General features: G+C 70.4%; 20 protein-coding genes. 6 read left to right on the forward strand and 14 right to left on the reverse strand.

The window, feature by feature from the left end; genetic code table 11:
- Nucleotides 1-30: 30 nt before the first annotated feature.
- From QM720_RS08140 to QM720_RS08165, 6 genes are all read right to left on the reverse strand, one after another.
- Nucleotides 31-270, reverse strand: a complete 240-nt coding sequence (locus QM720_RS08140; RefSeq protein WP_415125613.1) for a T6SS immunity protein Tdi1 domain-containing protein — start codon at nucleotides 268-270, stop codon at nucleotides 31-33.
- A 207-nt stretch (nucleotides 271-477) separates the two neighbouring features.
- Nucleotides 478-945: a hypothetical protein gene (locus QM720_RS08145; RefSeq protein WP_415125614.1), complete on the reverse strand. Its 468-nt coding sequence runs from the start codon at nucleotides 943-945 to the stop codon at nucleotides 478-480.
- Nucleotides 946-959: 14 nt separating this feature from the next.
- The gene (locus QM720_RS08150; RefSeq protein ID WP_415125615.1) at nucleotides 960-1427 is read right to left on the reverse strand and encodes a hypothetical protein; all 468 of its coding nucleotides are present in this window, start codon (nucleotides 1425-1427) and stop codon (nucleotides 960-962) included.
- Nucleotides 1424-2047, reverse strand: a complete 624-nt coding sequence (locus QM720_RS08155) for a hypothetical protein (protein WP_415125616.1) — start codon at nucleotides 2045-2047, stop codon at nucleotides 1424-1426. The genes QM720_RS08150 and QM720_RS08155 overlap by 4 nt, the downstream gene beginning before the upstream one ends.
- Nucleotides 2047-2751 (reverse strand): hypothetical protein, encoded by a 705-nt coding sequence (locus QM720_RS08160; RefSeq protein WP_415125617.1) that lies wholly within the window; start codon nucleotides 2749-2751, stop codon nucleotides 2047-2049. Before QM720_RS08160 ends, QM720_RS08155 begins: the two co-directional genes overlap by 1 nt.
- A gap of 76 nt (nucleotides 2752-2827) precedes the next feature.
- The gene (locus QM720_RS08165) at nucleotides 2828-4285 is read right to left on the reverse strand and encodes a helix-turn-helix domain-containing protein (RefSeq protein WP_415125618.1); all 1458 of its coding nucleotides are present in this window, start codon (nucleotides 4283-4285) and stop codon (nucleotides 2828-2830) included.
- Nucleotides 4286-4404: 119 nt separating this feature from the next.
- Between QM720_RS08165 and QM720_RS08170 the strand changes: the two genes are divergently transcribed.
- Nucleotides 4405-6291, forward strand: coding sequence for a phosphoenolpyruvate carboxykinase (GTP) (locus QM720_RS08170; protein WP_415125619.1), 1887 nt, complete (start codon nucleotides 4405-4407; stop codon nucleotides 6289-6291).
- Nucleotides 6292-6626: 335 nt separating this feature from the next.
- Here the strand turns inward: QM720_RS08170 and QM720_RS08175 are convergent, their stop codons facing one another.
- The 5 genes from QM720_RS08175 to QM720_RS08195 form a co-directional block, all read right to left on the reverse strand.
- Entirely contained in the window at nucleotides 6627-9791 is a 3165-nt protein-coding gene (locus QM720_RS08175; protein WP_415125620.1) for a GH92 family glycosyl hydrolase, read from the reverse strand.
- Nucleotides 9788-10744 (reverse strand): carbohydrate ABC transporter permease, encoded by a 957-nt coding sequence (locus tag QM720_RS08180; protein WP_415125621.1) that lies wholly within the window; start codon nucleotides 10742-10744, stop codon nucleotides 9788-9790. Before QM720_RS08180 ends, QM720_RS08175 begins: the two co-directional genes overlap by 4 nt.
- The gene (locus QM720_RS08185) at nucleotides 10744-11628 is read right to left on the reverse strand and encodes a carbohydrate ABC transporter permease (RefSeq protein WP_415125622.1); all 885 of its coding nucleotides are present in this window, start codon (nucleotides 11626-11628) and stop codon (nucleotides 10744-10746) included. The genes QM720_RS08180 and QM720_RS08185 overlap by 1 nt, the downstream gene beginning before the upstream one ends.
- A 34-nt stretch (nucleotides 11629-11662) precedes the next feature.
- On the reverse strand, nucleotides 11663-12946 hold the full coding sequence (locus tag QM720_RS08190) for an ABC transporter substrate-binding protein (protein WP_415125623.1): 1284 nt from the start codon (nucleotides 12944-12946) through the stop codon (nucleotides 11663-11665).
- Nucleotides 12947-13066: 120 nt separating this feature from the next.
- Nucleotides 13067-14113 carry a LacI family DNA-binding transcriptional regulator gene (locus tag QM720_RS08195; protein WP_415125624.1) on the reverse strand — a complete coding sequence of 349 codons (1047 nt, stop codon included), beginning with the start codon at nucleotides 14111-14113 and terminating at the stop codon, nucleotides 13067-13069.
- Between the two features lie 141 nt (nucleotides 14114-14254).
- On the opposite strand from QM720_RS08195, the gene QM720_RS08200 reads away from it, so the two are divergent.
- Nucleotides 14255-15448 (forward strand): glycoside hydrolase 5 family protein, encoded by a 1194-nt coding sequence (locus QM720_RS08200; protein WP_415125625.1) that lies wholly within the window; start codon nucleotides 14255-14257, stop codon nucleotides 15446-15448.
- Nucleotides 15427-18465, forward strand: coding sequence for an alpha-mannosidase (locus QM720_RS08205; RefSeq protein WP_415125626.1), 3039 nt, complete (start codon nucleotides 15427-15429; stop codon nucleotides 18463-18465). Before QM720_RS08200 ends, QM720_RS08205 begins: the two co-directional genes overlap by 22 nt.
- Nucleotides 18466-19019: 554 nt before the next feature.
- On the opposite strand, the gene QM720_RS08210 is transcribed toward QM720_RS08205, so the two are convergent.
- Both QM720_RS08210 and QM720_RS08215 read right to left on the reverse strand, forming a co-directional pair.
- Complete coding sequence (locus QM720_RS08210; protein ID WP_415125627.1) at nucleotides 19020-20906, reverse strand: ABC transporter ATP-binding protein; 1887 nt, start codon at nucleotides 20904-20906, stop codon at nucleotides 19020-19022.
- A 37-nt stretch (nucleotides 20907-20943) separates the two neighbouring features.
- Nucleotides 20944-21153: a hypothetical protein gene (locus QM720_RS08215; protein ID WP_415125628.1), complete on the reverse strand. Its 210-nt coding sequence runs from the start codon at nucleotides 21151-21153 to the stop codon at nucleotides 20944-20946.
- A 155-nt stretch (nucleotides 21154-21308) separates the two neighbouring features.
- Between QM720_RS08215 and QM720_RS08220 the strand changes: the two genes are divergently transcribed.
- The 3 genes from QM720_RS08220 to QM720_RS08230 are packed head-to-tail and all read left to right on the forward strand — an operon-like array spanning nucleotide 21309 to nucleotide 23961.
- Nucleotides 21309-22250 carry an ABC transporter ATP-binding protein gene (locus tag QM720_RS08220; protein ID WP_415125629.1) on the forward strand — a complete coding sequence of 314 codons (942 nt, stop codon included), beginning with the start codon at nucleotides 21309-21311 and terminating at the stop codon, nucleotides 22248-22250.
- A complete protein-coding gene (locus QM720_RS08225) occupies nucleotides 22247-23137 on the forward strand; it encodes an ABC transporter permease (protein ID WP_415125630.1) in 891 nt (296 codons plus the stop codon). Before QM720_RS08220 ends, QM720_RS08225 begins: the two co-directional genes overlap by 4 nt.
- The gene (locus QM720_RS08230; RefSeq protein WP_415125631.1) at nucleotides 23134-23961 is read left to right on the forward strand and encodes an ABC transporter permease; all 828 of its coding nucleotides are present in this window, start codon (nucleotides 23134-23136) and stop codon (nucleotides 23959-23961) included. The genes QM720_RS08225 and QM720_RS08230 overlap by 4 nt, the downstream gene beginning before the upstream one ends.
- 45 nt (nucleotides 23962-24006) lie before the next feature.
- On the opposite strand, the gene QM720_RS08235 is transcribed toward QM720_RS08230, so the two are convergent.
- The gene (locus tag QM720_RS08235; protein ID WP_415125632.1) at nucleotides 24007-24357 is read right to left on the reverse strand and encodes a Fe-S protein; all 351 of its coding nucleotides are present in this window, start codon (nucleotides 24355-24357) and stop codon (nucleotides 24007-24009) included.
- Between the last annotated feature and the right edge of the window lie 53 nt (nucleotides 24358-24410).

Genomic DNA, 24410 nt, shown 5'->3' on the forward strand with positions numbered 1-24410 from the left:
CGACGCCGTTCGCCTTAGGTTAGGCGACCCTCACAACGCACCAACGATACACCCGCCGCCGGGCCCGCTCAACGCGCGGCGGGCTTCCGGGGCGGTGCCGCCGAGCGAGAGCAGCGGCGCGAAGATGAACGACTGGTCGTACGGGAGTTCTCCGTGTGCGGCGACGGCGTCGGGGAACAGATCCCCATCGAACTCGTCGGACAGGTGCTCGGCGCCGTCCAGCCCCGGGAGGAAGAGGGATGCCGTGAGGCTGCCGAGGCCGGTCACCATGGTCGGGAACCCGATCCCGGTACCGGTCGATCACCTCGGGGTCGACCGGCCCGTGCGCGACGACGTCGGCGACATCCGCCATGGCGCTCTGCCTACCGGAAGGTCACGTTCATGAAGACGTTGTCGAGGTCCGCATCCCGCGATGCCGGTGCATGAGGTTCCGCCGATCGATGGGTGTCAAGAGGCGCCACTCATCGGCGGAACCCCTTATCCGAGGTGGAGTTCGCGGCGTTGGTAGGTGTCGGGGACGGTGTCGGTGAGGAAGTAGGCGTAGAAGAGGTCGGCGGCTTCGTCGGCGGTGAATACTTCGTTGGGGTAGACGCGGGTGCTGCGGCGTCCGTCGTCCCATGGGATGGTCTCGGATGGTTCGCCGGTGGGGGTGGCGCCGGGTGTGCCGATGACGTACTGGTGAGCGGTGCCGTCGGCATCCACGACGCGCAGCTCGACGGTGAGTGCTTCGGCTGACCCGGCGCACTGGATGTAGTCCTCCGAGAACGGGATGTCCTCGAGGAGGTTGGCGCCCTCCGGGGCGCGCCAGATACTCAGCGCCCAGAAGGAGGTGCCGTCCATCTGGTTCAGTGCGTAGCGGATCTGGTCGGGGTAGGGGCGAATGAGGTCATCAAGGGGCCCGCCGCCGCTGCCGTTCATTTGCCGGATGTGGGTTCTTACGGTCATGGGGCGGGCGGGCCTTATCCGAGGTGGAGTTCGCGGCGTTGGTAGGTGTCGGGGATGGTGTTGGTGAGGAAGTAGGCGTAGAAGATGTCGGCGGCTTCGTCGGCGGTGAACACTTCGTTCGGGTAGACGCGGGTGCTGCGGCGTCCGTCGTCCCACGGGATGGTCTCGGAGGGTTCGCCGGTCGGGGTGGTGCCGGGTGTGCCGATGACGTACTGGTGCGCGACGCCGTCGGCATCCACGACGCGCAGCTCGACGGTGAGTGCCGATGCTGATCCGGCGCACTGGATGTAGTCCTCCGAGAACGGGATGTCCTCGAGGAGGTCCGCGCCCTCCGGCGCCCGCCAGAGGCTGTACGCCCAGAAGGAGGTTCCGTCCATCTGGTTCAGCGAATAGCGAATCTGATCGGGGTAGGGCTCGAAGCTGTCAAGCAACGGCCCGCGGCTGAAGCCGTTCACTTCCCTGAGATGTGTTATGGGGGTCATGGGACTGTCTCCAATATCACTCGGACGATGCGGATTGGCTTCTCGTCGAGCATTGCGATGGCGGGTGTCTCGACGCTCACGGCGTCATCGAACCCGCGTTGCGCGGCGTTCCGTGTCGCAGTGCCGCTCTTCACCTCGATGCCGGTGTAGGTGCCGTCGGCGTTCCGTATGAGCCCATCGTAGTAGCGTCCCTGGTCGGCGGACGCGCCGTCCAGACGACGCCCCTCGATCACCGCCCGCACGTGGACTCGGTGAAGCTCGCCGCGGTGCGTTCTGGCGACGTTGTCCAGTCCGATCTTCTCCTTGTCGACCCATTGGCGGTTGTCGCCGGAGACGAACTTCCCGAAGTCGTCGCGGCCGTCGCCCCGGTCGACGCCGTGCCGTCGTGTGTCCGCCACGGGCGACGCCGGCGACCTGCCCGTACCGGGGCGGTGCGTGGTCGGGGTGCCGGCGAGGTCGGGTTTGTCGTCGAACTTGTCTCTCGCCTTCACCTGGCGGACGACGTCGTCGAGATGCTCGTCGATGTTGTGGGTGAGGCGCGGGAGCTTGTCCCGCATGTGCTGTGCGGCATCCACGACAGCCTCGCGCGCCTCGCGGATGATGGGCTTGAGCCCGCTCATCAGTCGCCGCCGAAGTTGAGGGCGGAGAACTCGGTGAAGAACGCGGTGGTCACGGCCTGGATGTCATCGCCGTGCAGCTTCATGGCGGAGCGGGCGTCTTCGAGGGCTTCGAGGTCGGCGTAGAACTCGTCCGAGTCGCCGACGGCGCCCTCCACCATCGGGGCATCCAGGATCGCGTCGAGCACGGCGGGCAGGTGCTCGGCCATCGGCTCGATCAGCATCGGTGCGACCTGACCCAGCAGCTGCTCGACCGCGATGTCGACGGCCGCGTTCAGCAGTCGCTTCTTGATGATCAGCATCGGTCCCGCACCCAGCGCGGTCACCGGGTTGGTCAGCATCGCCACGAGCGTCGCGAGGGTGGTCGTGACATCGAAGATGACCTTGATCTTGAGCGCCGTGATCGCCCCGGCCGTGACGTCCATCGCCGTCGCCGCCGGCGGCATGATGTCGACGAGCTTCTGCAGGTTCTGCGACCGGTTCGTGTTCCACGCGCCCAGCGTCGCCGGGCCTGCCTGGCCGCGCATGGCGCCGATGACGTCGCCGTTCATCTTGCGGTCGACCGACTGGATCACGTCCTCCAGGTCGGTGCCGAGGGTTCGCACCAGCGCGGCACCCTTGGTCACCTCGTCTTCGTCGACGTCAGGCCACTCGAAGCCGAGCTTCTGCATGATCCAGACGAGCTCGTTCGGCAGCATCATGCCCATGAACGCACCTCCGTTCAACGAGCGTAAACGACGACCGGGGGCACCTGACAATGGGGAGAACTACCCATCCCCGCGTCTACGGCACTGCGTGGCGGTCGAGGAAGCCGTACACCTCGCCGTCGTCGACCCCGGGGAAGGCGCCGCGGGGCAGCGGTGAGAACATCTGCATGTGCACGCGCGCGCTCGGCCAGGCCTTGCCGGCCCAGCGCTGCGTCAGCTCGGCATCCGGTCGGCGGCAGCACGATTCGTCGGGGCACGTCGACGTCTCCCGCTTCTGCGTCTCGCGGCCGCGGAACCAGCGGGCGTCGTCGAAGGGCACCCCGACGGTGATGGAGAACTCGCCGTCGCTGGTCTTGCCGGTCTGCGCCGAGCACCAGAACGTCCCCGCCGGGGTGTCGGTGTACTGGTAGTGCTCGACGGTGCGGTTCTGCTCGGCGAACGCGGCGCGCCCGGCGAAGCGGCGGCAGACGATCTGGCCCTCGACCGAGCCGGTGACGTCCATCGGCAGCGGCAGCTCGTCGTTCTCGTAGACGCGATTGATGGCGCCCGCGCCGTCGACGCGCAGGAAGTGCAGGCGCGTGCCGAGGTGCCGCGTCAACAGGTTCGTCATCCGCATCGCCGCCGCCTCGTGCGTCACGCCGAACGCGTCGCGGAAGTCTTCCACCGCGAGATTGCGGTCTTTCTTGGCCTGCACGAGGAAGGCGACCGACGCCGTCTCGGGCATGAGGCAGCACGCGGCGTAGTAGTTGATCTCCAGCCGCTGCTGCAGGAAGTCGGCGTAGTCGGTCGGCGGCGTGTGCCCGAGCAGGCGGTGCGCCATCGCCTGCAGCGCCATCGAGCGCAGGCCGTGCCCGCCGGGGATGGATGCCGGCGGCAGATAGATCCGGCCGTTCTCGAGGTCTGTCACCGAGCGCGCCGAGTGCGGCAGATCGTCGACGTAGATCAGCTCGAAGCCGAGCTGCGACGCCATGATGCTGACCGTGCGGTGGGTGAGGGCGCCCGAGCCGTGGCCGGCGGAGCGCAGCTGCTTCTCGGCGAGCTTCTCGATGTCGGGCAGGTAGTTGTCGGTCTCGCGCATCCGCAGGCGCAGCTCGGTGTTGGCGCGGCGGGCCTCTTCGGGGGTGGCGATCGCCTCGCGCTCACGCCGCTGCAGCTCGCGGTGCAGGCCGAGCACCGATTCGATCGTCTCGTCGGTCGTCGACTTCGTCACGCGCACCGGCGCGATGCCGAGGCTGCGGAACAGCGTCGACGACTGCGCGCGCTCCAGCTCCAGCTCGAGCGCGGCGCGGCGGTTGGGCGGCTCGGGGGAGAGCAGGTCGCCGACCTCGGTGCCGGTGGCGGTGGCGATGGCCTGCAGCAGCGACAGCTTGGGCTCGCGCTTGCCGTTCTCGATGAGGCTCAGCTGGCTGCCCGCGACCCCCACGATCGCGCCCAGGTCGTCGAGCGTGTAGCCGTGCGAGACGCGCTGATGACGGATGCGGTGGCCCAGAGTCGACAGTTGGAGCGCTGTGGACGACGGGGGCGACGACGGCATTCCTTGAGCATAGCGAAAGAAGTCGGTTTCTTAACGCGTTGTTTTGGCGTAAGAGGCGGCATCCGCGGATGAGAGTGGAGTCGAACGACGCACGCGCTCGTCATACGCAAGGAGCTGACATGGCCATCGCCGACCTCTTCACCCGCCCCGCTCGCGCCACCGCGCCGGCCGCGCCCGCCGTCGCGCGCGGCTACGGGGTGCGTCCGGTCGGCGAGGGGCTGGAAGAGCTGCACGCCTGGGTCGACGAGATCGCCGCGCTCACGCAGCCGGCCCGCATCCACTGGATCGACGGGTCGCGCGCCGAGAACGAGGCGCTGCTGCGCCAGCAGGTCGACGAGGGCAAGCTCATCAAGCTCAACCCCGAGTGGCGGCCCGGCTCGTACCTCGCCCGCTCGCACCCGAGCGACGTCGCCCGCACCGAGGCGCGCACCTTCATCGCCTCCGAGCGCGCGGAGGATGCCGGCCCCACCAACAACTGGGTCGCCCCCGCCGAGCTCCGCGCCACCCTCACGCCCCTGTTCTCCGGCTCGATGCGCGGGCGGACGATGTACGTCGTGCCGTTCTCGATGGGTGCCGTCGGCGGGCCGCTGTCGCACATCGGCGTGCAGGTGACCGACAGTGCGTACGCCGTCAGCTCGATCGGCATCATGACCCGCGTCGGCACGCCGGTGCTGGAGCAGATCGCCGCCGGGGCGGCGTGGGTCAGGACGGTGCACTCCGTCGGCGCGCCGCTCGCCCCCGGCGAGGAGGATGTGGCGTGGCCGTGCAACGACGAGAAGTACATCGTGCACTTCCCCGACACCCTCGAGGTCTGGTCGTTCGGGTCGGGCTACGGCGGCAACGCGATCCTCGCGAAGAAGTGCTTCGCACTGCGCATCGCCTCGGTCATCGGCCGCGACGAGGGGTGGCTGGCCGAGCACATGCTGCTCATCCGCGTCATCAGCCCGGCCGGCAAGGCGTATCACCTCGCCGCCGCGTTCCCCTCGGCCTGCGGCAAGACCAACCTCGCGATGCTGCGCCCCACGATCCCGGGCTGGCGCGTCGAGACGCTGGGCGACGACATCGCGTGGCTGCGGCCGGGCGAGGACGGGCGGCTGTGGGCGATCAACCCCGAGGCGGGCTTCTTCGGCGTCGCGCCGGGCACGGGCGAGTCGACCAACGCCACGGCCGTCGACACCCTCTGGGGCAACACGATCTTCACGAACGTCGCGCTGCGCCCCGACGGCGACGTGTGGTGGGAGGGCCTCACCGACGAGGTGCCCGCCGCGCTCACCGACTGGGAGGGCAAGCCCTGGACGCCGTCGTCGGGGCGTCCCGCCGCGCACCCGAACTCGCGCTTCACCGTGAGCGCCGGCCAGTGCCCGCAGATCGCCCCCGACTGGGAGACGCCCGCGGGCGTGCCGCTCGACGGCATCCTGTTCGGCGGGCGCCGCGCCACCAACGTGCCGCTCGTCGTCGAGGCGACCGACTGGACGCACGGCGTCTTCATGGGCTCGAACATCTCGTCGGAGCGCACCGCCGCCGCCGAGGGCACCGTGGGCGAGCTCCGCCGCGACCCGTTCGCCATGCTGCCGTTCTGCGGCTACAACATGGCCGACTACTTCGGCCACTGGCTCAAGGTCGGGCAGAAGCTGCGCTTCGACCGCGCGCCGCGCGTCTTCCAGGTCAACTGGTTCCGCAAGGGCGCCGACGGACGGTTCCTGTGGCCCGGATTCGGCGACAACGCGCGCGTCATCGACTGGATCATCCGCCGCATCGAGGGCCAGGTGCCCGCCGTCGAGAGCGCGATCGGCCGCCTGCCGGTGGTGTCGGACCTGAACCTCACCGGCATCCACGTGCCTGCCGAGGATCTCGACGAGCTGTTCGCCGTCGACCCCGAGCTGTGGCTGCAGGAGGCGGATCTCACGGAGGAGTTCTACCGCGAGTTCGAGGGCCGCGTCCCGGCGCCGCTCTACGCCGAGCTCGCCGCCCTGCGCTACCGCCTCAAGCTCGCCCAGCAGGCCTGAGCCCGGCGGCGCGCGGCGGCGGAGGTGGTGGCGTTGACCCCGCCGGTTGCGCACGACCGGGCCGCTTGCGAACCGTTCGCAAGCGGCCCGGTCGAGTGTAAGGGGTGGGGTCGAGTGGCCGCCTCAATCGGGCCGACGCACGGATTGGCGCTGCGCGCTCATCCGTCGCGAATCGCGCCTATCCGGTGCTGTCGCCGTGTTTTGCGCCGGATGGACGGGATGCCGGTTGCTTCATCCGTCGCGAATCGTGGTCACCCGGCGTGATAGCCGGGTTTCGCGACGGATGAATGAGGGCGCACGGTGGCGTCGGCATCCCACGGCGGGGTCCAGCGCACTCAGCCCGCCCCGCCGCCGAAGAGGCCGGAGAGGTCGAACAGCTCGAGCTGGCGCAGGCGCACGGGCGCGAGTGCGCGCAGCCGCCACCACCGCCGGGCGGGCGCGTCGTCGAGGACGAACGGCGTGGTGCGCTCGGCGGGCAGCGTGGCGGGGCCGGTCCTGCCGACCGGCATCCAGTCGATGCCGTCGGCGCTCGCCTCGATGGCCAGCGCCGCGGGCTCGGCCGCCCCCGAAAGCGTCACGGCGACGTCGGTGATGCGGGTCTCGTCCGCGAAGCGCTGCCCGATCCACGCGCCGGCCGCGAGCGGGACGTCATGGATGCCGCGGTCGTCGAACACGCCGTCCGCGCCGACGACGCCCGGCGCCGCGACCGTCCGGTCACGGCGCGCGAGGTCGGGCCGCCACGGCGTCACCGTCTCGTCGCGCCGCCACAGCAGCGCATCGGGATCGGGCTCCGCCGCGAAGCGGAGCCGCAGCGTCCCCGCGCGCGCCAGCGCCGCGACGGGCACCCACGGGCCCGGCAGCGCCGCACCGTCGAGTTCGGCGGCGGCGAGGAAGTGCGCGTCGGGGCCGGGCCGGTCGCAGACGATGCGGAACGCGGTGTCGCTGTGCGGACGCAGCACGACCTCGTCGATCAGCGGTGAGGTGATCAGCAGTTCGCCCGAGCCGGGCACGAGGGGGTACAGCCCGATCAGCGCCCACAGCCACCACGCGCTCATCTCGCCGTTGTCCTCGTCGCCGGGGAACCCCTGCCCGATGTGTCCGCCGCAGAACAGCCGCGCGGCCAGCTCGCGCACCAGCGGCCCCGCCCGCCACGGCTCGTCGCCGAACACGTGCATCGCCGCGATGTGGTGGGCGGGCTGGTTCGACATGGCGCACATCCCGGCGCGCACGGCGCGCGCCTCGCGCTGCTCGTGGATGACCTCACCGTAGGTGCCCGCGAACCGGGCATCGGCGGTCTCGGGTGCGGCGAACAGCGCGTCGAGGTGGCGGCGCAGCCCGGCCGGCCCACCGTGCAGGGCCGCGAGGCCGTCGCCGTCGTGCACGGCCGACACCGACATGCCCCAGGCGTTGGTCTCGACGTAGTCGCCGCCCCACACCGCCGGGTCGAGCACGGTGCGCGGCGCGCGCTGCTCGCCGTCGCGGCTGCGGAAGAAGCCCGCCCCGTCGCAGAGCCCGCGATAGGCGCGGGCCCGGTTGGCGAAGGAGCGCGCGAAGGCGCGGGAGGACGGATGCCGCTCGCTCAGCCGCGCCGCCCACGCCGCGACGGCGGCGTCGCTGATCGCGCCCTCGATCGTCCAGCCGAACGACTCGGGCACCTCCGACGGCACCGACCCGGTGAACCGCGACACGGCGACCGCCGCGCGGCCGGTGCGATGGTCGGGGCTCGGCTCGCACGCGTTGCGCCAGGCGGTCTCGAACGCAGCCTCCTCGTCGAAGCCGCCGATGCCCCAGGCCGCGGCATCGGCGAACACCTGATCCGACGAGGTGCCGACCATGGAGGGGACCGGGCCCGGCGCCGCCCAGCGCGGCATCCATCCCGTCGACGCCGATTGGGCGAGGCACCCCGCGACGAGGTCGGCCGAGCCGTCCGGATCGAGCAGGAACAGCAGCGGCCAGGCGGTGCGATAGGTGTCCCAGTAGCCGGTGTTGACGATGAGTCGGCCCGCGCGGACGGGGGCGCCGGTGTGCTGTTCGCCGTGCGCGGCGGCCGGCACGGCGGGGTCGGCGTACGCATCGCCGTCGTCGGTGCGCTCCCAGGCCGCGTTCGGGTACAGCCGCAGGCGATACAGGCAGGCGGCGATCGAGGCGCGCAGGTCGTCGGCGGCGAGGGAGGCGTCGTCGCCGACCGGCTCGATCGCGGCGCACGCCTGGTCCCAGGCGTCGCGGCTGCGTTCGACGAGCTCGTCGAACGAGATCGTCCACGGCGCCTCTTCGTGCAGCGTCCGCCGCGCCTGCTCCACCGACAGGAACGACGTGGCCACGCGCAACTCGGCGGTCTGTGCCCCGGCGACGAACCCGGCGACGTTGCCGCGGCCGGCGCCGCCGAGGGAACCCGAAGAGGCGGATGCCGCCCGCAGCACGCTGTAGTAGTACATGCGCGGGGCGTTGCCCCACGAGGGGTCGCCCTCGGGCACCCAGCCCGAGACGATGACGTCGTCGCCGGCGGCGGCGAACTGCAGCCGGCCGTGGTCGGTGTGCTGGTCGATGACGAAGCCCACCGGGCCCGGCCCGCGCACGCGCAGCACGGCGGTGCGCGCGGTCGCGGTCGCCTCGACGTCGAGGGCGTCGGCGCCGCCTGCGTCGACCAGGTGCGCGGCGTACCGGTGCGGGCGGGTGTGCTCGGCGCCGGGCGGCACGAACAGGCGGCGCTCACGGCGATCGGCGTGCGGCACGTCGCGGAACGGCATGAACTGCAGCACTCCGCGGTCACCGATCCACGGGCTCGGCTGGTGCGAGAGCTGCACGGCCTCCAGCGGCCGGCCGGCCTCGGTGTCGTAGACGTGATACCGGTAGGGCCATTCGCAGTCGCCCGCGTCGGTGGCGGGGGTGACGAAGACGAAGCCGTGCGGCATGCCCACCGCGGGGATCGTGTTGCCGCGCGACAGGCGCGACCCGGAGTGCGTGCCGCGGCGGGTGTCGACCCGCTCGGCGGGGGAGGAGGGCAGTGCCGGGCGCTGCGTGATGCGCACCTCGACGAACCCCTGCGCGGTCGGGCCCGCCGCGGCGAGAGAGGCGTCGCCGAGCACGCACTCGACGGCGACGATGCGCCGCCCGGCCCACGGCGCGAGCGCGACGGCGTTCGCGTTCCACTGCTCGGGCATGCTCCAGCGCGCCGCGAACTGCGCGGCGGGGGTCACGGTGAACCCGTACCGGTCGACGGGCGCGGTCTCGGTCAGCCGGCTGCCGTCGTCGAAGAGCACGTCGATGCACACCGCCAACGACGCCCACGGCGGGGCGGTGGCGTCGTCGGTGTAGAAGGCCCACTCCAGCAGGTCGTCGTCGGCGACGGGCCGGTCGGCATCCATCGGCAGGCGCACGCGCTGCACGCCCTGGCGCGGGTCGAACCGGTAGGCGCAGACCGCGCCCCCGAGCACTCCGGCTCGGGGGCGCGATGACGGCGGGTCGGTCGGGCCCGCCGCGGGCACCAGGTGCGCGGTCACCCCTTGACAGCCCCCTCCTGCACGCCTTCGAAGAAGAACCGCTGCGTGAACGAGAACAGCAGCACGAGCGGGATCAGTGCGATCATCGTACCCGCCGCGATCAGACGCGGGTCGGCCGAGAAGGTGCCGTTCAGGTAGGCCATACCCACCGTCAGGGTGTACTTCGCGGGGTCGCTCAGCACGATCAGCGGCCACAGGTAGTCATCCCACGCGCCGATGAACGAGAAGATCGCGACGACGCTGACCATGCCCTTGATGTTCGGCCAGACCATGTGACGGATGCGCTGCCACGTCGTGGCGCCGTCGATCGTGGCGGCGTCGAGCATGTCCGGCGGGATCGTGCGGCACGCCGTCGCGATCAGCAGCACGTTCATCGCCCCGATCGCGCCGGGCAGGAACACCCCCCACAGGCTGTCGGCCAGACCCAGGTTCTTGATCGTGAGGAACTGGCTCGTGACCGTGACCTCGCCGGGGAACAGCATCGTCGAGAGCAGGATGCCGAGGACGATGAACTTGCCCTTGAACTTCATGCAGCCCAGCGCATAGCCGGCGAAGATCGAGAGCACCGCGTTGCTGACGACGGTCCCCACTGCGACCAGCAGTGAGTGGAACGCGTACAGGTACACCGGGATGTAGTCGGTGACCTTGATGTAGTTCTGAATCGTCGGGTCGGTCGGGATGAGGTTCGGCGGGAACGAGTAGATGTCGTCGCCCACGCCCTTGAACGAGGTCGAGAGCTGCCACACGAGCGGCCCGATCACGATCAGGGTCATGAACGCGAGCAGGACGTAGCGCAGGACGAGGCCGCCGAGCGTCGGCTTGGTGAAGTCGCTCGAACCGGCGCGCCGGAACGCGGGCTCCTTCACCCTGGGGGTGCGCGTGCGCTTGCGCCCGCCGGTGGCGGATTCGAGTTCGACGAGGTCTTTTGCGGTGTCGAATGCTGTCGTGCTCATCAGGCCGCCTTCGCCTTCTTCTCACGGTTGGCCAGCGCGATGCCCGCCAGCGGGATCACGGTGATCAGGAACAGGATGACGGAGATGGCGGAGGCGTACCCGACGTTGCCGTTCAGGCCCGAGCCCACCATCTTGATGAGCATGACGATCGACATGTCCTGACCGCCGGGGCCGCCGGTGCCCTTGGAGAGCACCTCCAGCTCGGTGAACACGCGGATCGCCGACACCGCGACCAGGGCCGCGATGAGGATCATCGCGCCGCGGACGCTGGGGATCGTGACCGACAGGAACCGGCGGAAGCTGCCGGCTCCGTCGATGGATGCCGCTTCGTGCAGCTCCTTGGTGCCGTTGCCGAGGGCGGCGAGGTACACGACCATGTAGTAGCCGAGCCCCTTCCACACCGTGAGCAGGATCGAACAGGCCAGCAGCAACCAGCGGTCGACGAGGAACGGCAGGGGTTTGGAGATCCACCCGAAGGCGGCCATCGCCTCGTTGACGATGCCGCGCGAGTCGAACAGCCACGTCCAGATGAGCGCGACGACGACGACCGAGGCGATCACCGGGAAGTAGAACGTCGTGCGGAAGAAGGTGATCGCGGGGATCGCTTTCTCCACCAGCAGGGCCACCAGCAGCGGCAGGATGGTCAGCAGCGGGATGCAGACGACGCAGTAGATGAGGCTCGTCTGCAGCGCGTAGCCGAACTGCTCGTCGCTGAACGCCTTGAGGTAGTTGTCGAGGCCGACGAACTCTCCCGCCCTCAGTGGACGCGCGTTCGTGAAGCTCAGGTAGATGGTGTTCAGGAACGGCCAGAGGGCGAACACCAGCACCCAGATCACGGCGGGCGCCACGAGAAGCCAGGGTGTGTACCACTTATGGGATGTCATGGGTTGCCTTTCATGATCTGGGTGCCGGCGTCACTCAGTTGTCGATGCGGTTGTCGTTGGCGTACTTGACGATCTTGTCGAGGGCTTCCTGCGACCCGATCTCGCCCTTGAGTGCGAGCGCCAGCTGCTGGTCCATGTAGACCTTCATGGCGTTCGACCACTGGAACGGCGTGAGGATGCGCGCCGTCTTCATCGCCTCGGACACGATGTCCATGGCTTCCAGCTGCAGCGGGTCGGTGACGTCCGCGGCCAGAGCCGCGGTGTCGGCGCTGCCGTCGATCGTGCCGGGCATGAAGCCGACGGCCAGCTTGCAGAACGCGACCTGGTTCTCGGTGTTCGTGAGGAACTTCGCGAACGCGATGGCCGCGGCCTGGTTCTTGGAGTTCGCCGCGACCGACACGCCCTGCACGAACAGCGGGGCATCCCCCATGCGGGGAGTCGCCTTCACGTCGGGAACGAGGCTCGGAGCGTCGCGCTGCAGGTCGCTGGCGAACACCGAGGTCGCCGTCGTGAAGGCCACCTTGCCCTGCTTGAACATGTCGGCGTTCCCGCCGGCGTCACCGGTGAGCGCCTCGGCCGGGATGCCGCCGGCGTCGTAGGCCGCCTTGTACTCGTCGACGATCTCGGCCGCCTCGGGGGTGTTGAAGACGAACTCGCCGTCGTCGTTCATCGTCGCGATGCCGGCCGACTCGAACACGTCGAGCGTGGGCATGGACGAGAGCACCGGCATCGTGCCGCCGGATGCCTTGCCCACCGTCGTGGCGAGCTCGATGAGCTCTTCGGTCGTGGTGGGCAGGTTGTCCGGGTCGCCGCCGTTGTCGGCGATGGCCTTGGTGTTCCACCAGGCCAGGTCGGTGCCGAGGTACCACGGCAGACCGTAGGTGCCGTCGATGCCCGGATACTGGTAGGCCTCGAGCCCGCCGGGCAGGTAGATGTCGCTGAGCGAAGAATCGGCTCCGGCCAGATCGAGCAGCACGCCGGCCTCGACCAGCGGGTACGCGATGTCCGGCGGCAGGTTGATGACGTCGGGCAGAGTGTTGGAGTTGGCCTGGTTGAGGACCTTGTCCTGGTACCCGTCCCCGGGCTGGTCGAGCCACTCGATCGTGACGTCGGGGTGCTCCTGCGTGAACGCGTCGAACAGCGCCTCGAAGTAGGGGGAGAACTTGTCGCCCTTGAGCGACCAGCTCTGGAACGTGATGGTGCCGGAGAGCTCACCATCGCTGCTTCCCGACGACGTCGGGCTCGAGCCACCGGCGCAGGCCGATAGCGCAAGAGCGGAGATGGCGAGCAGCGGGACGAGGCGTGCGGTGCGTTTCATCGGAGACTCTTCCTTGAATCGATCGAGCCGCCGGGCGGCGGCATACTCGGTTTCGAGGAAACTACTACAACGATTGAGTAAATGACAAGAGGTTGATATGCAGCCGTGATCAAACCGTGTCTACGCGGGCGGCGGGGCGGTCGACTCGCGCTGGATCACGACGGCGTCGACCGCCGGGTGCTCGATCGGCTCGTGCGCGAGCAGTTGGAGCATCTCGGTGGCGGCGAGCTTGCCGAGCGTCACGGCGTCGCGATTGAGCGCGGTGATCGTGGGATGCAGCACTTGGCAGGTCGCCGAATCCTCCCAGGACACGACCGACACGTCGGTCGGCACGCGCAGCCCGAGCTCGGCGATCGTGGCCATGCCGGCGATCGCCATGACCTCGCTGTCGTACACCAGCGCGGTCGGGCGACGCGGCGACGACAGCAGCTTGCGGGTGGCCGCCTTCGCCTGCTGCGGCACGAAGTCGCCGGCCAGCACGGTGCCCCACACGCCGCGTTCGATCGTGTCGTCGGCGAACGCGTCGATGCGGCGCCGGATGTGAGTGAAGGTCTGCTCGCCCGTGATGTAGCCGATGCGCTCGTGACCGAGGCCCACGAGATGGTCGACGATCGTGCGCAGGAGCTTCCCATCGTCGGCGCGCACGCTGCTCAGCGCCGCGCTGTCGGCGTCGCCGCCCACGACGATCGTCGGGTAGCCGAGCCGCTCGAGGTGCGTGACCCGGGGATCGTCGACGCGGGGATCGAGCACGAGGATGCCGTCGACGCGACCGTCCGAAATCCACTCGGTGTGGATCTCGGACTCGGCGGCCAGGTCCGACGCCATCTGCAGGTGCAGCGAATACCCCTGCTGGCTCAGCACGGACTGCACGCCGGTGAGGAACTTCGCGAAGAACGCCTCCTCGCCCACGACCTCTTCGGGGCGTGCCAGCACGAGGCCGATCGACTGGGGGCGCTTGCCGCGCAGCGTCTTGGCGGCGTGGTTGGGACGCCAGTTCAACTCGTCGGCGATGCGCAGGATGCGTTCGCGCGTGGCGTCGGACACGCCCGGCTTGCCGTTCATCGCGAGCGACACGGCGCCCGTGGTCACCCCCGCGCGCCGAGCGACGTCGGCGATCGTGACGCGGCCCCGCCGGGCGGGGTCCGACGGTGCACCCTGAGCCGGCATCCGCGCCCCTTCCCGGAAGAATCGTGCGGCCATCTTACGGCCTTTCGCCGCGTTGCTACATCGTTGCAGATTCCCGCTCAATCGGTATAGTTGCGTCGTGGTCATCCGGTGCGTACAGCGAATGAGCCGAGGGACAGGACGATGAGGTTCGGTGTCAACTACACGCCGCGCGTCGGGTGGTTCCATCATTGGCTCGACTTCTGCGCGAGCGACGTCGCGCGCGACCTCGACGCGATCGCCGAACTCGGCGTCGATCATGTGCGCGTCTTCCCGCTGTGGCCGCTCGTGCAGCCCAACCGCACGCTCATCCGGCGCACGGCGCTGGCCGATGTCGAGCGCGTCGTCGAGCTGGCCGGCGAACGCGGCCTCGACGTGGCCGTCGACGGCCTGCAGGGCCACCTGTCGAGCTTCGATTTCGTCCCGAGCTGGCTGACCAGCTGGCACCGGCGCGAGCTGTTCCGCGACCCGGAGGTCATCGCCGCGACGGCCGCCTATCTCGGCGAGCTCGCACGCGTGTGCGGCCGGCACCCGAACACCTTCGCCGTCACGGTGGGCAACGAGGTGAACCAGTTCACCGGCGGCGTGCATCCCGAGCCCTATGCCGCCGACGAGGCCGATGTCACCGCGTGGCTCGACGCGATGATCGGCGCCATCCGCGCCGCGGCGCCCGCGGCGCTCGCCCTGCACGCCTGCTACGACGCGACGTGGTACGACGATGCGCAGCCGTTCACACCGTCGCACGCCGCCGAACTCGGCGACGTCACCGTCGTTCATTCCTGGGTGTTCAACGGCACGGCGCAGCGCTACGGCGCCGACTCGTTCCAGACCCGCGCGCATGCCCGTTACCTCGTCGAACTCGCCCGGGCGTTCCATCGTGACCCCGCGCGCGAGGTCTGGATGCAGGAGGTCGGCGCGCCGCGCAACGTCCTGCCGGAGGCGTCGGTGGTGCCGTTCATCGAGCACACGATGGCCCAGCTCGTCGACGCGCCCGAGCTGTTCGGCGTCACGTGGTGGTGCTCGCACGACGTCGGCCGCGAGCTCGCCGACTTCCCCGAGCTCGAATACGACCTGGGGCTGATCGATGCGGGCGGCCGGATCAAGCCCGCGGGCGTAGCATTCGCTGAGGCGATCGCCGCGTCGCGCTCCGGGGTTCAGCAGACCCCGACCGCGGTGCAGCCGGAACTGCACTGGAGCCTCGCCGACGGCGGCCGCGCCGCCTGCGCCCCCGGGGGCACCCTGTTCGACCGCTACATGACCCTCGCACAATCGGAAGGACATCCGCGCATCGTGCTCGACGACGCGGGCTCGCCACAATGCACGACTCCCAGCAACTGACCATCGGCCGAGCCACCCGCGTGCTGGAGGAGCGCATCCGTCCTGCCGTGCACTCGCAGCCGCATCCGCTCGCCCTCGAGGCCTTCCGCGTCGGCGGGGAGCCGATCGCCGTCGCCGAGGGCCTGTCCGCCGACTATGCGCCCGCCGCGGTCGGCGACCGCTGGGGCCGCGCGTGGGACACGACATGGTTTCGCGTCACCGGCGCCGTGCCCGACGCGCTCGCCGGTCGCCGCGTGGAGATCGTCTTCGACCTCGGGTTCGACGTCAACATGACGGGCTTCCAGGCGGAAGGCCTCGTCTACCGCCCCGACGGCGAGCCGGTGCGCTCGCTGCACCCGCGCGCCCAGTGGATCCCGGTGTCGCGCGACGCCGTCGCCGGCGAGCCGATCGAGCTGTACGTCGAGGCGTCGTCGAACCCGGTCCTGCTCGACTACGTGCCCTTCCAGCCCACGCGGGAGGGCGATTGGGACACCTCCAGCGACGAGCTCCTGTACCGCATCCGCCGCGTCGACCTGTGCGTGTTCGAGGCCGAGGTGTTCGAGCTCGTGCACGACGTCGAAGTGCTGCTGCAGCTCGCCGAGCAGCTGCCGGTCGACTCGGCCCGCCGCGCGCGCATCCTCTACGCGCTCGACCGGAGCCTCGACCGCCTCGACCTGCAGGACGTCGCGGGCACCGCCGCGGCGGCCCGCGCGCCCCTCGCCGAGGCGCTCGCGGCGCCCGCCGGCGAGACCGTGCACCGCATCGCCGCCGTCGGCCACGCGCACATCGACTCGGCCTGGCTGTGGCCGCTGCGCGAGACGGTGCGCAAGGTCGCCCGCACGACGAGCTCGATGGTGACCCTGCTCGAAGAGCACGACGAGTTCATCTATGCGATGTCGAGCGCGCAGCAGTACGCGTGGCTGAAAGAGCACCGTCCCGAGGTGTACGCCCGCGTCAGGCAGGCCGTCGCCGAGGGGCGCTTCGTGCCGGTCGGCGGCATGTGGGTCGAGGCCGACGCCGTGCTCCCCGGCGGCGAGGCGATGATCCGCCAGTTCGCTTACGGGCAGCGGTTCTTCCGCGAGGAGTTCGGCATCGAGTGCCGCGGCGCGTGGCTGCCCGACAGCTTCGGGTACTCCGGCGCGCTGCCGCAGCTGCTCGTGGGCGCGGGCTTCGACTGGTTCCTGACGCAGAAGATCTCGTGGAACCAGGTCAACCGCTTCCCGCACCACACCTTCCTGTGGGAGGGCGTCGACGGCAGCCGGATCTTCACGCATTTCCCCCCGATGGACACGTACAACGCGCAGCTCTCCGGTGCCGAGGTGGCCCTCGCCGCGCGTCAGTTCCACGAGAAGGCGATCGCCTCGTCGTCGCTCGCCCCCACCGGCTGGGGCGACGGCGGCGGCGGAACGACGCGCGAGATGATCGCGCGTGCCACGCGCATGAACGACCTCGAGGGCAGCGCCCGCGTGCAGTGGGAGAAGCCCGACGACTTCTTCGACCGGGCCAAGGCCGAGCTGCCGAATCCGCCGGTGTGGCGCGGCGAGCTGTACCTCGAGATCCACCGCGCGACCTACACCACTCAGCACGCGATGAAGCAGGGCAACCGCCGCAGCGAGGCGTTGCTCGCCGAGGCCGAGCAGTGGGCGGCCGTCGCGGCGCTGCGCACCGACTACGAGTACCCGTACGACGTGCTCGACGACGCGTGGCGCCAGGTGCTGCTGCTGCAGTTCCACGACATCCTCCCCGGCTCGTCGATCGCCTGGGTGCACCGCGAGGCGCGCGACCGATACCGCGAGCTGGCGGCGACGCTCGAGGGCGTCATCGGCGATGCGCTGGCGGCGCTCGGCATCCGGCTGACCGACGACGGGCCGCTGCAGGTGAACTCCGCGCCCGTGGCGCGCGCGGGCGTGCGGCCCGGCGAGGTCGCGGTCTCCGAGACCTCGACCAGTTCGCTGGAGGCCGCAGGCGCCGGCTGGGTGCTGCGCGGCGCGCACGTGGAGATCACGGTGGATGCCGAGGGCCATGTCACCTCGGCGATCGACCGCGACTCGGGTCGCGAGGCGATCCCCGAGGGCGCCGTCGGCAACGTGCTGCAGCTGCACCAGGACTTCCCGAACATGTGGGACGCGTGGGACGTGGATGCGCACTACCGCGCGATGCGCGAAGACCTCGGCGGCCCCGCCGAGATCGCCGTGGACGGTGAGACGCTCGTCGTCACGCGCGCGTTCGGCGACTCGACCATCGAGCAGCGCCTGTCCGTCGGGGAGGACGGGCGGTCGCTCGTCATCGATCACCGCGTCGACTGGCACGAGCGCGAGAAGTTCCTCAAGCTCGCATTCCCCGTCGACGTGTTCGCCGACACGGCGATCGCCGAGACCCAGTTCGGGTTCCAGAGCCGACCCACCCACGAGAACACGTCGTGGGACGTCGCGCGGTTCGAGACGCACACGCAGCGCTGGTTCCTCGTGCAGGAGCCGGGCTTCGGCGTCGCGTTCGTCAACGACTCGCTGTACGGCTTCGACGTGACGCGCGTGCCGCGCGGCGGCCGCATCACGCAGGACGCCCGGTTCTCGCTGCTGCGTGCGCCGCGGTTCCCCGACCCCGAGACCGACCAGGGCGTGCAGACGATGCGCGTCGCCGTCGTCTTCGGCGCCGACACGGCGCGGGCGACCGAGTCCGGCTATCGCCTCAACGTGCCGCCGCGCGCGGCCGAGGGGCGGCCCGTCGCGCCGCTGGTCACGATCTCGGCGCCCAATGTCCTCACGAGTGCGGTCAAGCTCGCCGACGACCGGTCGGGCGACCTCGTCGTGCGGGTGTACGAGTCGGCGGGGGCGCGCACGCGCACCGCGATCGAGGTGGCGGGCCCGTGGGTCGGCGCCGTGCGCGCCGATCTGCTGGAGCGCCCGGGCGAGACGGTGGAGCTCGACGCGGTGGATGCCGCTGTCGCTGCCGCGGATGCCGCTGTCGCGGGGCCGGCATCCGCGTTCGAGCTCGAGCTGCATCCGTTCGAGGTCGCGACCTTCCGGCTGCGCCGCTGACGGCATCCGCAGACTTGTCGCAATGGGGGCTCAATGTCACCACGTGAGCCCGGATTCTGCCAGGTCTGCGGTGTCCGCGCACCCCGGCGGCATCCGCAGACTTGCCGCAATTGGGGCTCAAGGCCACCGTGTGGGCCCGGATTCTGCCAGTTCTGCGGTGTCCGCGCCCCGGCATCCGCAGACTTGTCGCAATTGGGGCTTAACGCCACTGGGTGGGCCCGGATTCCGTCAGGTCTGCGGTGTCCCGCGCCCGCCGGCATCCACAGACTTGTCGCAATTGGGGCTCAATGCCACTGTGTGGGCCCGGATTCCGTCAGGTCTGCGGTGTCCCGCGCCCGCCGGCATCCACAGACTTGTCGCAATTGGGGCTCAATGCCACTGTGTGGGCCCGGATTCCGCCGGGTCTGTGGTGTCGGTGCCCCCGGCATCCGCAGACTTGCCGCAATGGGGGCTCAAGGCCACCGTGTGAGCCCGGATTCCGTCAGGTCTGCGGATCACCGCAGGGTCTCGACGCGCAGACGCGGTCTCGGCGACGAGGCGCCGGATGCCGTGGCTCACACGAGCAGCTGATGCCGGGCGAGATCGCGGTACAGCGGCACCTGCTCGACGAGCTCGGCGTGGGTGCCGATGCCGGCGACCTGCCCGTGGTCGAGCACGACGATGACGTCGCTGTCGACGACCGTCGACAGCCGGTGCGCGATGACGACGAGCGTGCGCCCGGTCGCGACGGCGTCGATGGCCTCGCGCATCCGCTGCTCGTTGAGCCCGTCGAGCGATGACGTCGATTCGTCGAGCAGCAGGATCGGCGGCGCGGCCAGCAGTGCCCGCGCGATCGCGAGGCGCTGGCGCTCGCCGCCCGAGAGCATCACGCCGGCCTCGCCCACCGGCGCCTGCAGGCCGAGCGGGCTGCGCTCGAGCACCTCGCCGAGATTGACGGCGTGCAGCACCCGCACGCATTCGTCGTCGGTGGCATCCGGCGCGGCCAGGCGCAGGTTGTCGACGATCGTGCCGGCGAGGGTCGGGGCGTCCTGCTCGACGTAGCCGAGCTGTGCGCGCAGCCGGGGCCGGTCGATCGCGCGCACGTCGACGCCGTCGACGAGGATCGCGCCGGATGCCGGGTCGTAGAACCGCTCGATCAGCGCGAGCGTCGTCGACTTGCCCGCCCCCGACGGGCCGACCAGGGCCACGCGCGCCCCGCGCGGCACGCGGAACGACACCCCGCGCAGCACCTCGCCGTCGCCGTCCGCGACCGCGACGGCCGCGTCGGCGTGCGCCTCGGCGAGGAGCGCCGCCGCCTCGGTCTCAGATGCCCGACGGGCCGCGACGACGGCATCCGGGTAGGCGAAATGGACGTCGCGGAACTCGATCGCGGGAGCCGTCAGCGACGCCGTCACCGGGACGGATGCCGCGAGCTCCGCGTCGCGCGCGGTCTCGGTGGGCAGGTCGAGCACCTCCTGGATGCGCCCGAGCGCGCCGAGCGCCTGGTTCACCGAGGTGATGGCGCCGAAGAAGGAGCCGAGCGGCTGCACGAGGAAGAAGAGGAACATCACGAAGGTCACCAGCTGCGCGATCGAAATGGCGCCCGAGGCGACGCGGAACCCGCCGACGCCGAGCACAACCAGCAGCGACAGCTGCAGCGCGATGCCGGCGATGGGCAGCACGAACGCCGAGGCCTTCGCGACCCGAACGCCCGCGTCGTACGCCCCGCGGGCGGCGCGGTCGATCTCCGCGCTCTCGCGCTCGGCGGCGCCCGCCGCGCGGATGGTGCGGATCGAGCCGACCGCCCGCTCGACGCCCGAGGCCAGCGCGCCGACCTTCTCCTGCTGATCGGCGGTGGCCGCGCGGATGCGCCCGCTGAGCACGCCGACGACGGCGACCGACGCCCCCACCACCACGAGGATCAGCACGAGCAGCACCGGGTCGATGAGCAGCATCGCGACAACGGCGCCGACGAAGATGAGCGCGCTGCCGATCGAGTCGGCGAGCCCCTGCGTCAGCACGGCGTACAGCAGCGTCGTGTCGGTGCCCACGCGCGAGACGAGGTCGCCGGTGCGGCGGGCGTCGTACTCCTGCACCGGCAGGTGCAGCAGCTGCGCGATGAGACGGCGCCGGCTGGAATAGACCACGGCCGTGCCGGTGCGCTGCAGCAGGAAGTGCTGCAGTCCGCTGATGACGGATGCCGCGATCACGAGCCCGACGAGCGCCCACACCAGCATCCCGAGGCCGGCGCCGGTCTGCACCCGCTCGATGACCTGTCCCACCAGCAGCGGCTGGGCGAGGGTCGCGCCGGCGGCGAGGATGCTGAGCGCGGCGACGACGGCGAGGACGCCCTTGTGCTCCAGCAGGAAGGGCAGCAGGTGGCGCAAGCTCGCACGCGGGCCGTCGTCCTTCGCGCGGCGCGTGGGGCGGGCGGGGCGGGTGGAGGTGCGGGGGTTCGACATGGGGTTCCTCGTCTGGTGCTCGGCGGGCCGAGCCGGGCTAGCTCCGACCGTACTTCTTGTGCGCGGCCTGCTTGCTCACGCCGAGGGCGCAGGCGATGGCGACCCAGGGGTACCCGGCGACGCGCGCGCGTCGCACGGCTATCTCCTCGTCGCGCTCCAGCTCCTTCCGGCGGCGCGCGATCTCCTGGATCGCGTGCAGCGGCGGTTCGTGCTCGGCGGCGCCGAGCGCGGTGCGGGTGTCGTTCATGGCGCCTCCTCTGGGTGGCCGTGCGGGGTCTCGCGCGTCAACTGTAGTTGACGCGGCATCCGCTTGTCAACTTCTGTTGACGCTGATCGTCGAAGACCGGCGCCGGGCGGATGCCGTGCCCCCGCCGTGTCGGAGCCGCGCGCTAGGGTGGTGCGGTGTCCGAACCCGTCATCTCCGCGCAGAACCTCGTCAAGACGTACAAGGTGAAGGGGAAGCCCGACTTCGTCGCCGTCGCGGACCTGAGCTTCGAGGTCGCGCCGGGGGAGTCGTTCGGCCTCCTCGGCCCGAACGGCGCCGGAAAGTCGACGACGATGAAGATGATCGGCGCCGTGTCGACGCGCACGGGCGGGTCGCTGAGCATCCTGGGGCTCGACCCCGACCAGTACGGTCCGGAGATCCGGTCGCGACTGGGCGTCGTGCCGCAGCAGGACAACCTCGACGGCGAGCTGAACGCCCGCGAGAACCTCTACATCTACGGGCGCTACTTCGGCCTCCCCGGTAGGGTCTGCCACCAGAAGGCCGACGAGTTGCTGGCCTTCGCGGCGCTGGAGGACAAGGCCAAGAACAAGGTCGACCAGCTGTCGGGTGGCATGAAGCGCCGCCTGACGATCGCGCGCGGGCTCATCAACGACCCCCGCATCCTGCTGCTCGACGAGCCGACGACGGGCCTCGACCCGCAGGCGCGGCACGTCCTGTGGGATCGCCTCTTCCGCCTCAAGGAGCGCGGCACGACCCTCGTGCTGACGACCCATTACATGGACGAGGCCGAGCAGCTCTGCGATCGCCTCATCGTCGTCGACAAGGGCCGCATCATGGCCGAGGGGACGCCGGCGTCGCTGATCCGCGAGCACTCCAGCCGCGAGGTGCTCGAGGTGCGTTTCGGCTCCGACCGCAACGCGCAGGCCGCCGAGCAGGTACAGGGCATCGGCGACCGCGTCGAGGTGCTGCCCGACCGCGTGCTCATCTACGCCGACGACGGCGAGGCCGCGCTGGAGCGCGTGACCGCGACCGGCCTCGAGCCGTTGACGTCGCTCGTGCGGCGGTCGTCGCTGGAAGACGTCTTCCTGCGCCTGACCGGAAGGTCGCTGATCGAATGAGCTCGCCCGTCGTGGTCCCGGGCCTCGTCGAGGGCGCGCCCGCCCACCCCTCCCTCGACGAACTGCGCGCCGAGGCGATGCAGTGGGGCCGGCGCGCCCGCCGCCGGGGCAGCTGGTACGTCACCGAGCACATGGTGCGCGCCATGCGCGCATACGGCTGGACGATCATCGTCGGCGCCGTCGGGCAGCCGATCCTGTACCTGCTGGGCCTCGCGGTCGGGCTCGCCGCCCTCATCCGGGTGCCGATCGTCGACCACGGCCAGGAGGTCAGCTACCTCATGTTCGTGGCGCCGGCGCTGCTGGCGACGGCGACGATCTCGGTCGCGTCGGAGGAGATGACCTACCCGGTCATGGCCGGGTTCAAGTGGCGGCGCTACTTCTACGGGTTCAACGCGTCGTCGCTGTCCAGCCCGCAGATCGCCAACGGCGTGATCGCCGGTGCGACGGCGCGCATGCTCGTCGCGGCGGCCGCCTACTATCTCCTCGTGTGGCTCATGCCGCTGGGCGCCGTCGCGCACCCCGCGACCGGTTGGCTGGCGGTGCCGGCATCCGTCCTCGCGGGGCTCGCCTTCGGTATTCCGCTGATGGCATATGCCGGGTCGATCGAAGACGACAAGGGGCAGTTCGCCCTCGTGCAGCGGTTCATCTTCATGCCGATGTTCCTGTTCTCGGGCACGTTCTATCCGCTGGCCACGCTCCCGGTGTGGCTGCAATGGATCGGCTGGGTCTCGCCGCTGTGGCACGGCGCCGAGCTCGGCCGCGTCGCGACCTACGGCGCCGACGTCGACCCGGTCATGGTCGCGGTGCACGTCGGGTACCTCGTCGTGCTGGTCGTCGCGGGCTACCTGTGGGGCCGGCGCGTGTTCATCGAGAGGCTTGCGAAGTGAGCGCCGTGACGACCGAGGCCGCCGTCGCCGTGCGCCGCGGGGGAGTGCGGGCGCTGTGGGCCGGCAACCCCGGCGCCGTCGTGCAGCGCGGGCTCATCGCGGCCCGTTCGTCGAGCTGGGCGATCGTCGTGTCGGGCTTCTTCGAGCCGGTGTTCTACCTGGCGTCGATGGGCATCGGGCTCGGCGCGTTCATCGGCACGGTGCAGACCTCGGCCGGCGTCGAGGTGGAGTATTCGGCATTCATCGCCCCGGCCCTGCTGGCGGTCTCGGCGATGAACGGCGCGATCTACGATTCGACCTGGAACGTCTTCTTCAAACTCAACTACGGCAAGCTCTACGAGGGGATGCTGGCGACCTCGCTCGGTCCGCTCGACGTCGCGCTCGGCGAGATCCTCTACGCCCTCCTGCGCGGCCTGCTGTATGCCACCGGGTTCATGATCATCATGCAGCTGCTCGGGCTGAACCTCGCCTGGACGGCGGTGCTGGCACTGCCGGCGGTGCTGCTGATCGCGTTCGGGTTCGCGAGCCTCGGCATGGCGGTCACGAGCTATATGAAGACGTTCCAGCAGATGGACTGGATCAACTTCGTCCTGCTGCCGATGTTCCTGTTCTCGGCCACCTTCTACCCGATCACGGTCTACCCCGAGTGGGTGCAGCACATCGTCATGGCCTTCCCGCTGTGGCACGGGGTGGAGCTCATCCGGGGGCTGACGACCGGCATCCTATCGGCGGACATGTTCTGGCACGTGCTGTACTACGTCGTGATGATCGGCGTCGGCCTGGTCTTCACGACCAAGCGCCTGCGCGCCCTGTTCCTCGATTGAGGGGGTGCGGGGCGGTCATCGCTCCCACGGGTTGAGGACGCGGGGTCAGCGCCAGATGACGGCGATGCCCGCGTTGAGCAGGGTCAGGATGCCGATGAGCCAGAACAGCGCCGGCGGTACGGCATCCGTCCGCCTCTGGCGCGCCGTGCCGATGCCCAGCAGCGCCCCGATCGCGAGCAGGACGACGAGCTTCACGCCGAGCTTGGCGTAGTTCAGCTCGTACGAGATCCCCCACGGGCTGGCCAGGGCGATGCCCGCGACGGCGGCGATCGCCATGCCCCAGGTCATCAGCCGCGTGATGCGCCGTGTGCCGACCGCCTCGACCACCCACGCGCCGAGCAGCACGGCGAAACCGACGAGGTGGACGAGGACGACGACGTGGCGCAGGATCTCCATGCCTTCAGCCTAACTGATGGCTCGGGGGCGGGCCGCGCGGCCCCGGTCGTTGA

The organism is Microbacterium sp. (genome assembly GCF_047602155.1).
Lineage (GTDB): Bacteria > Actinomycetota > Actinomycetes > Actinomycetales > Microbacteriaceae > Microbacterium.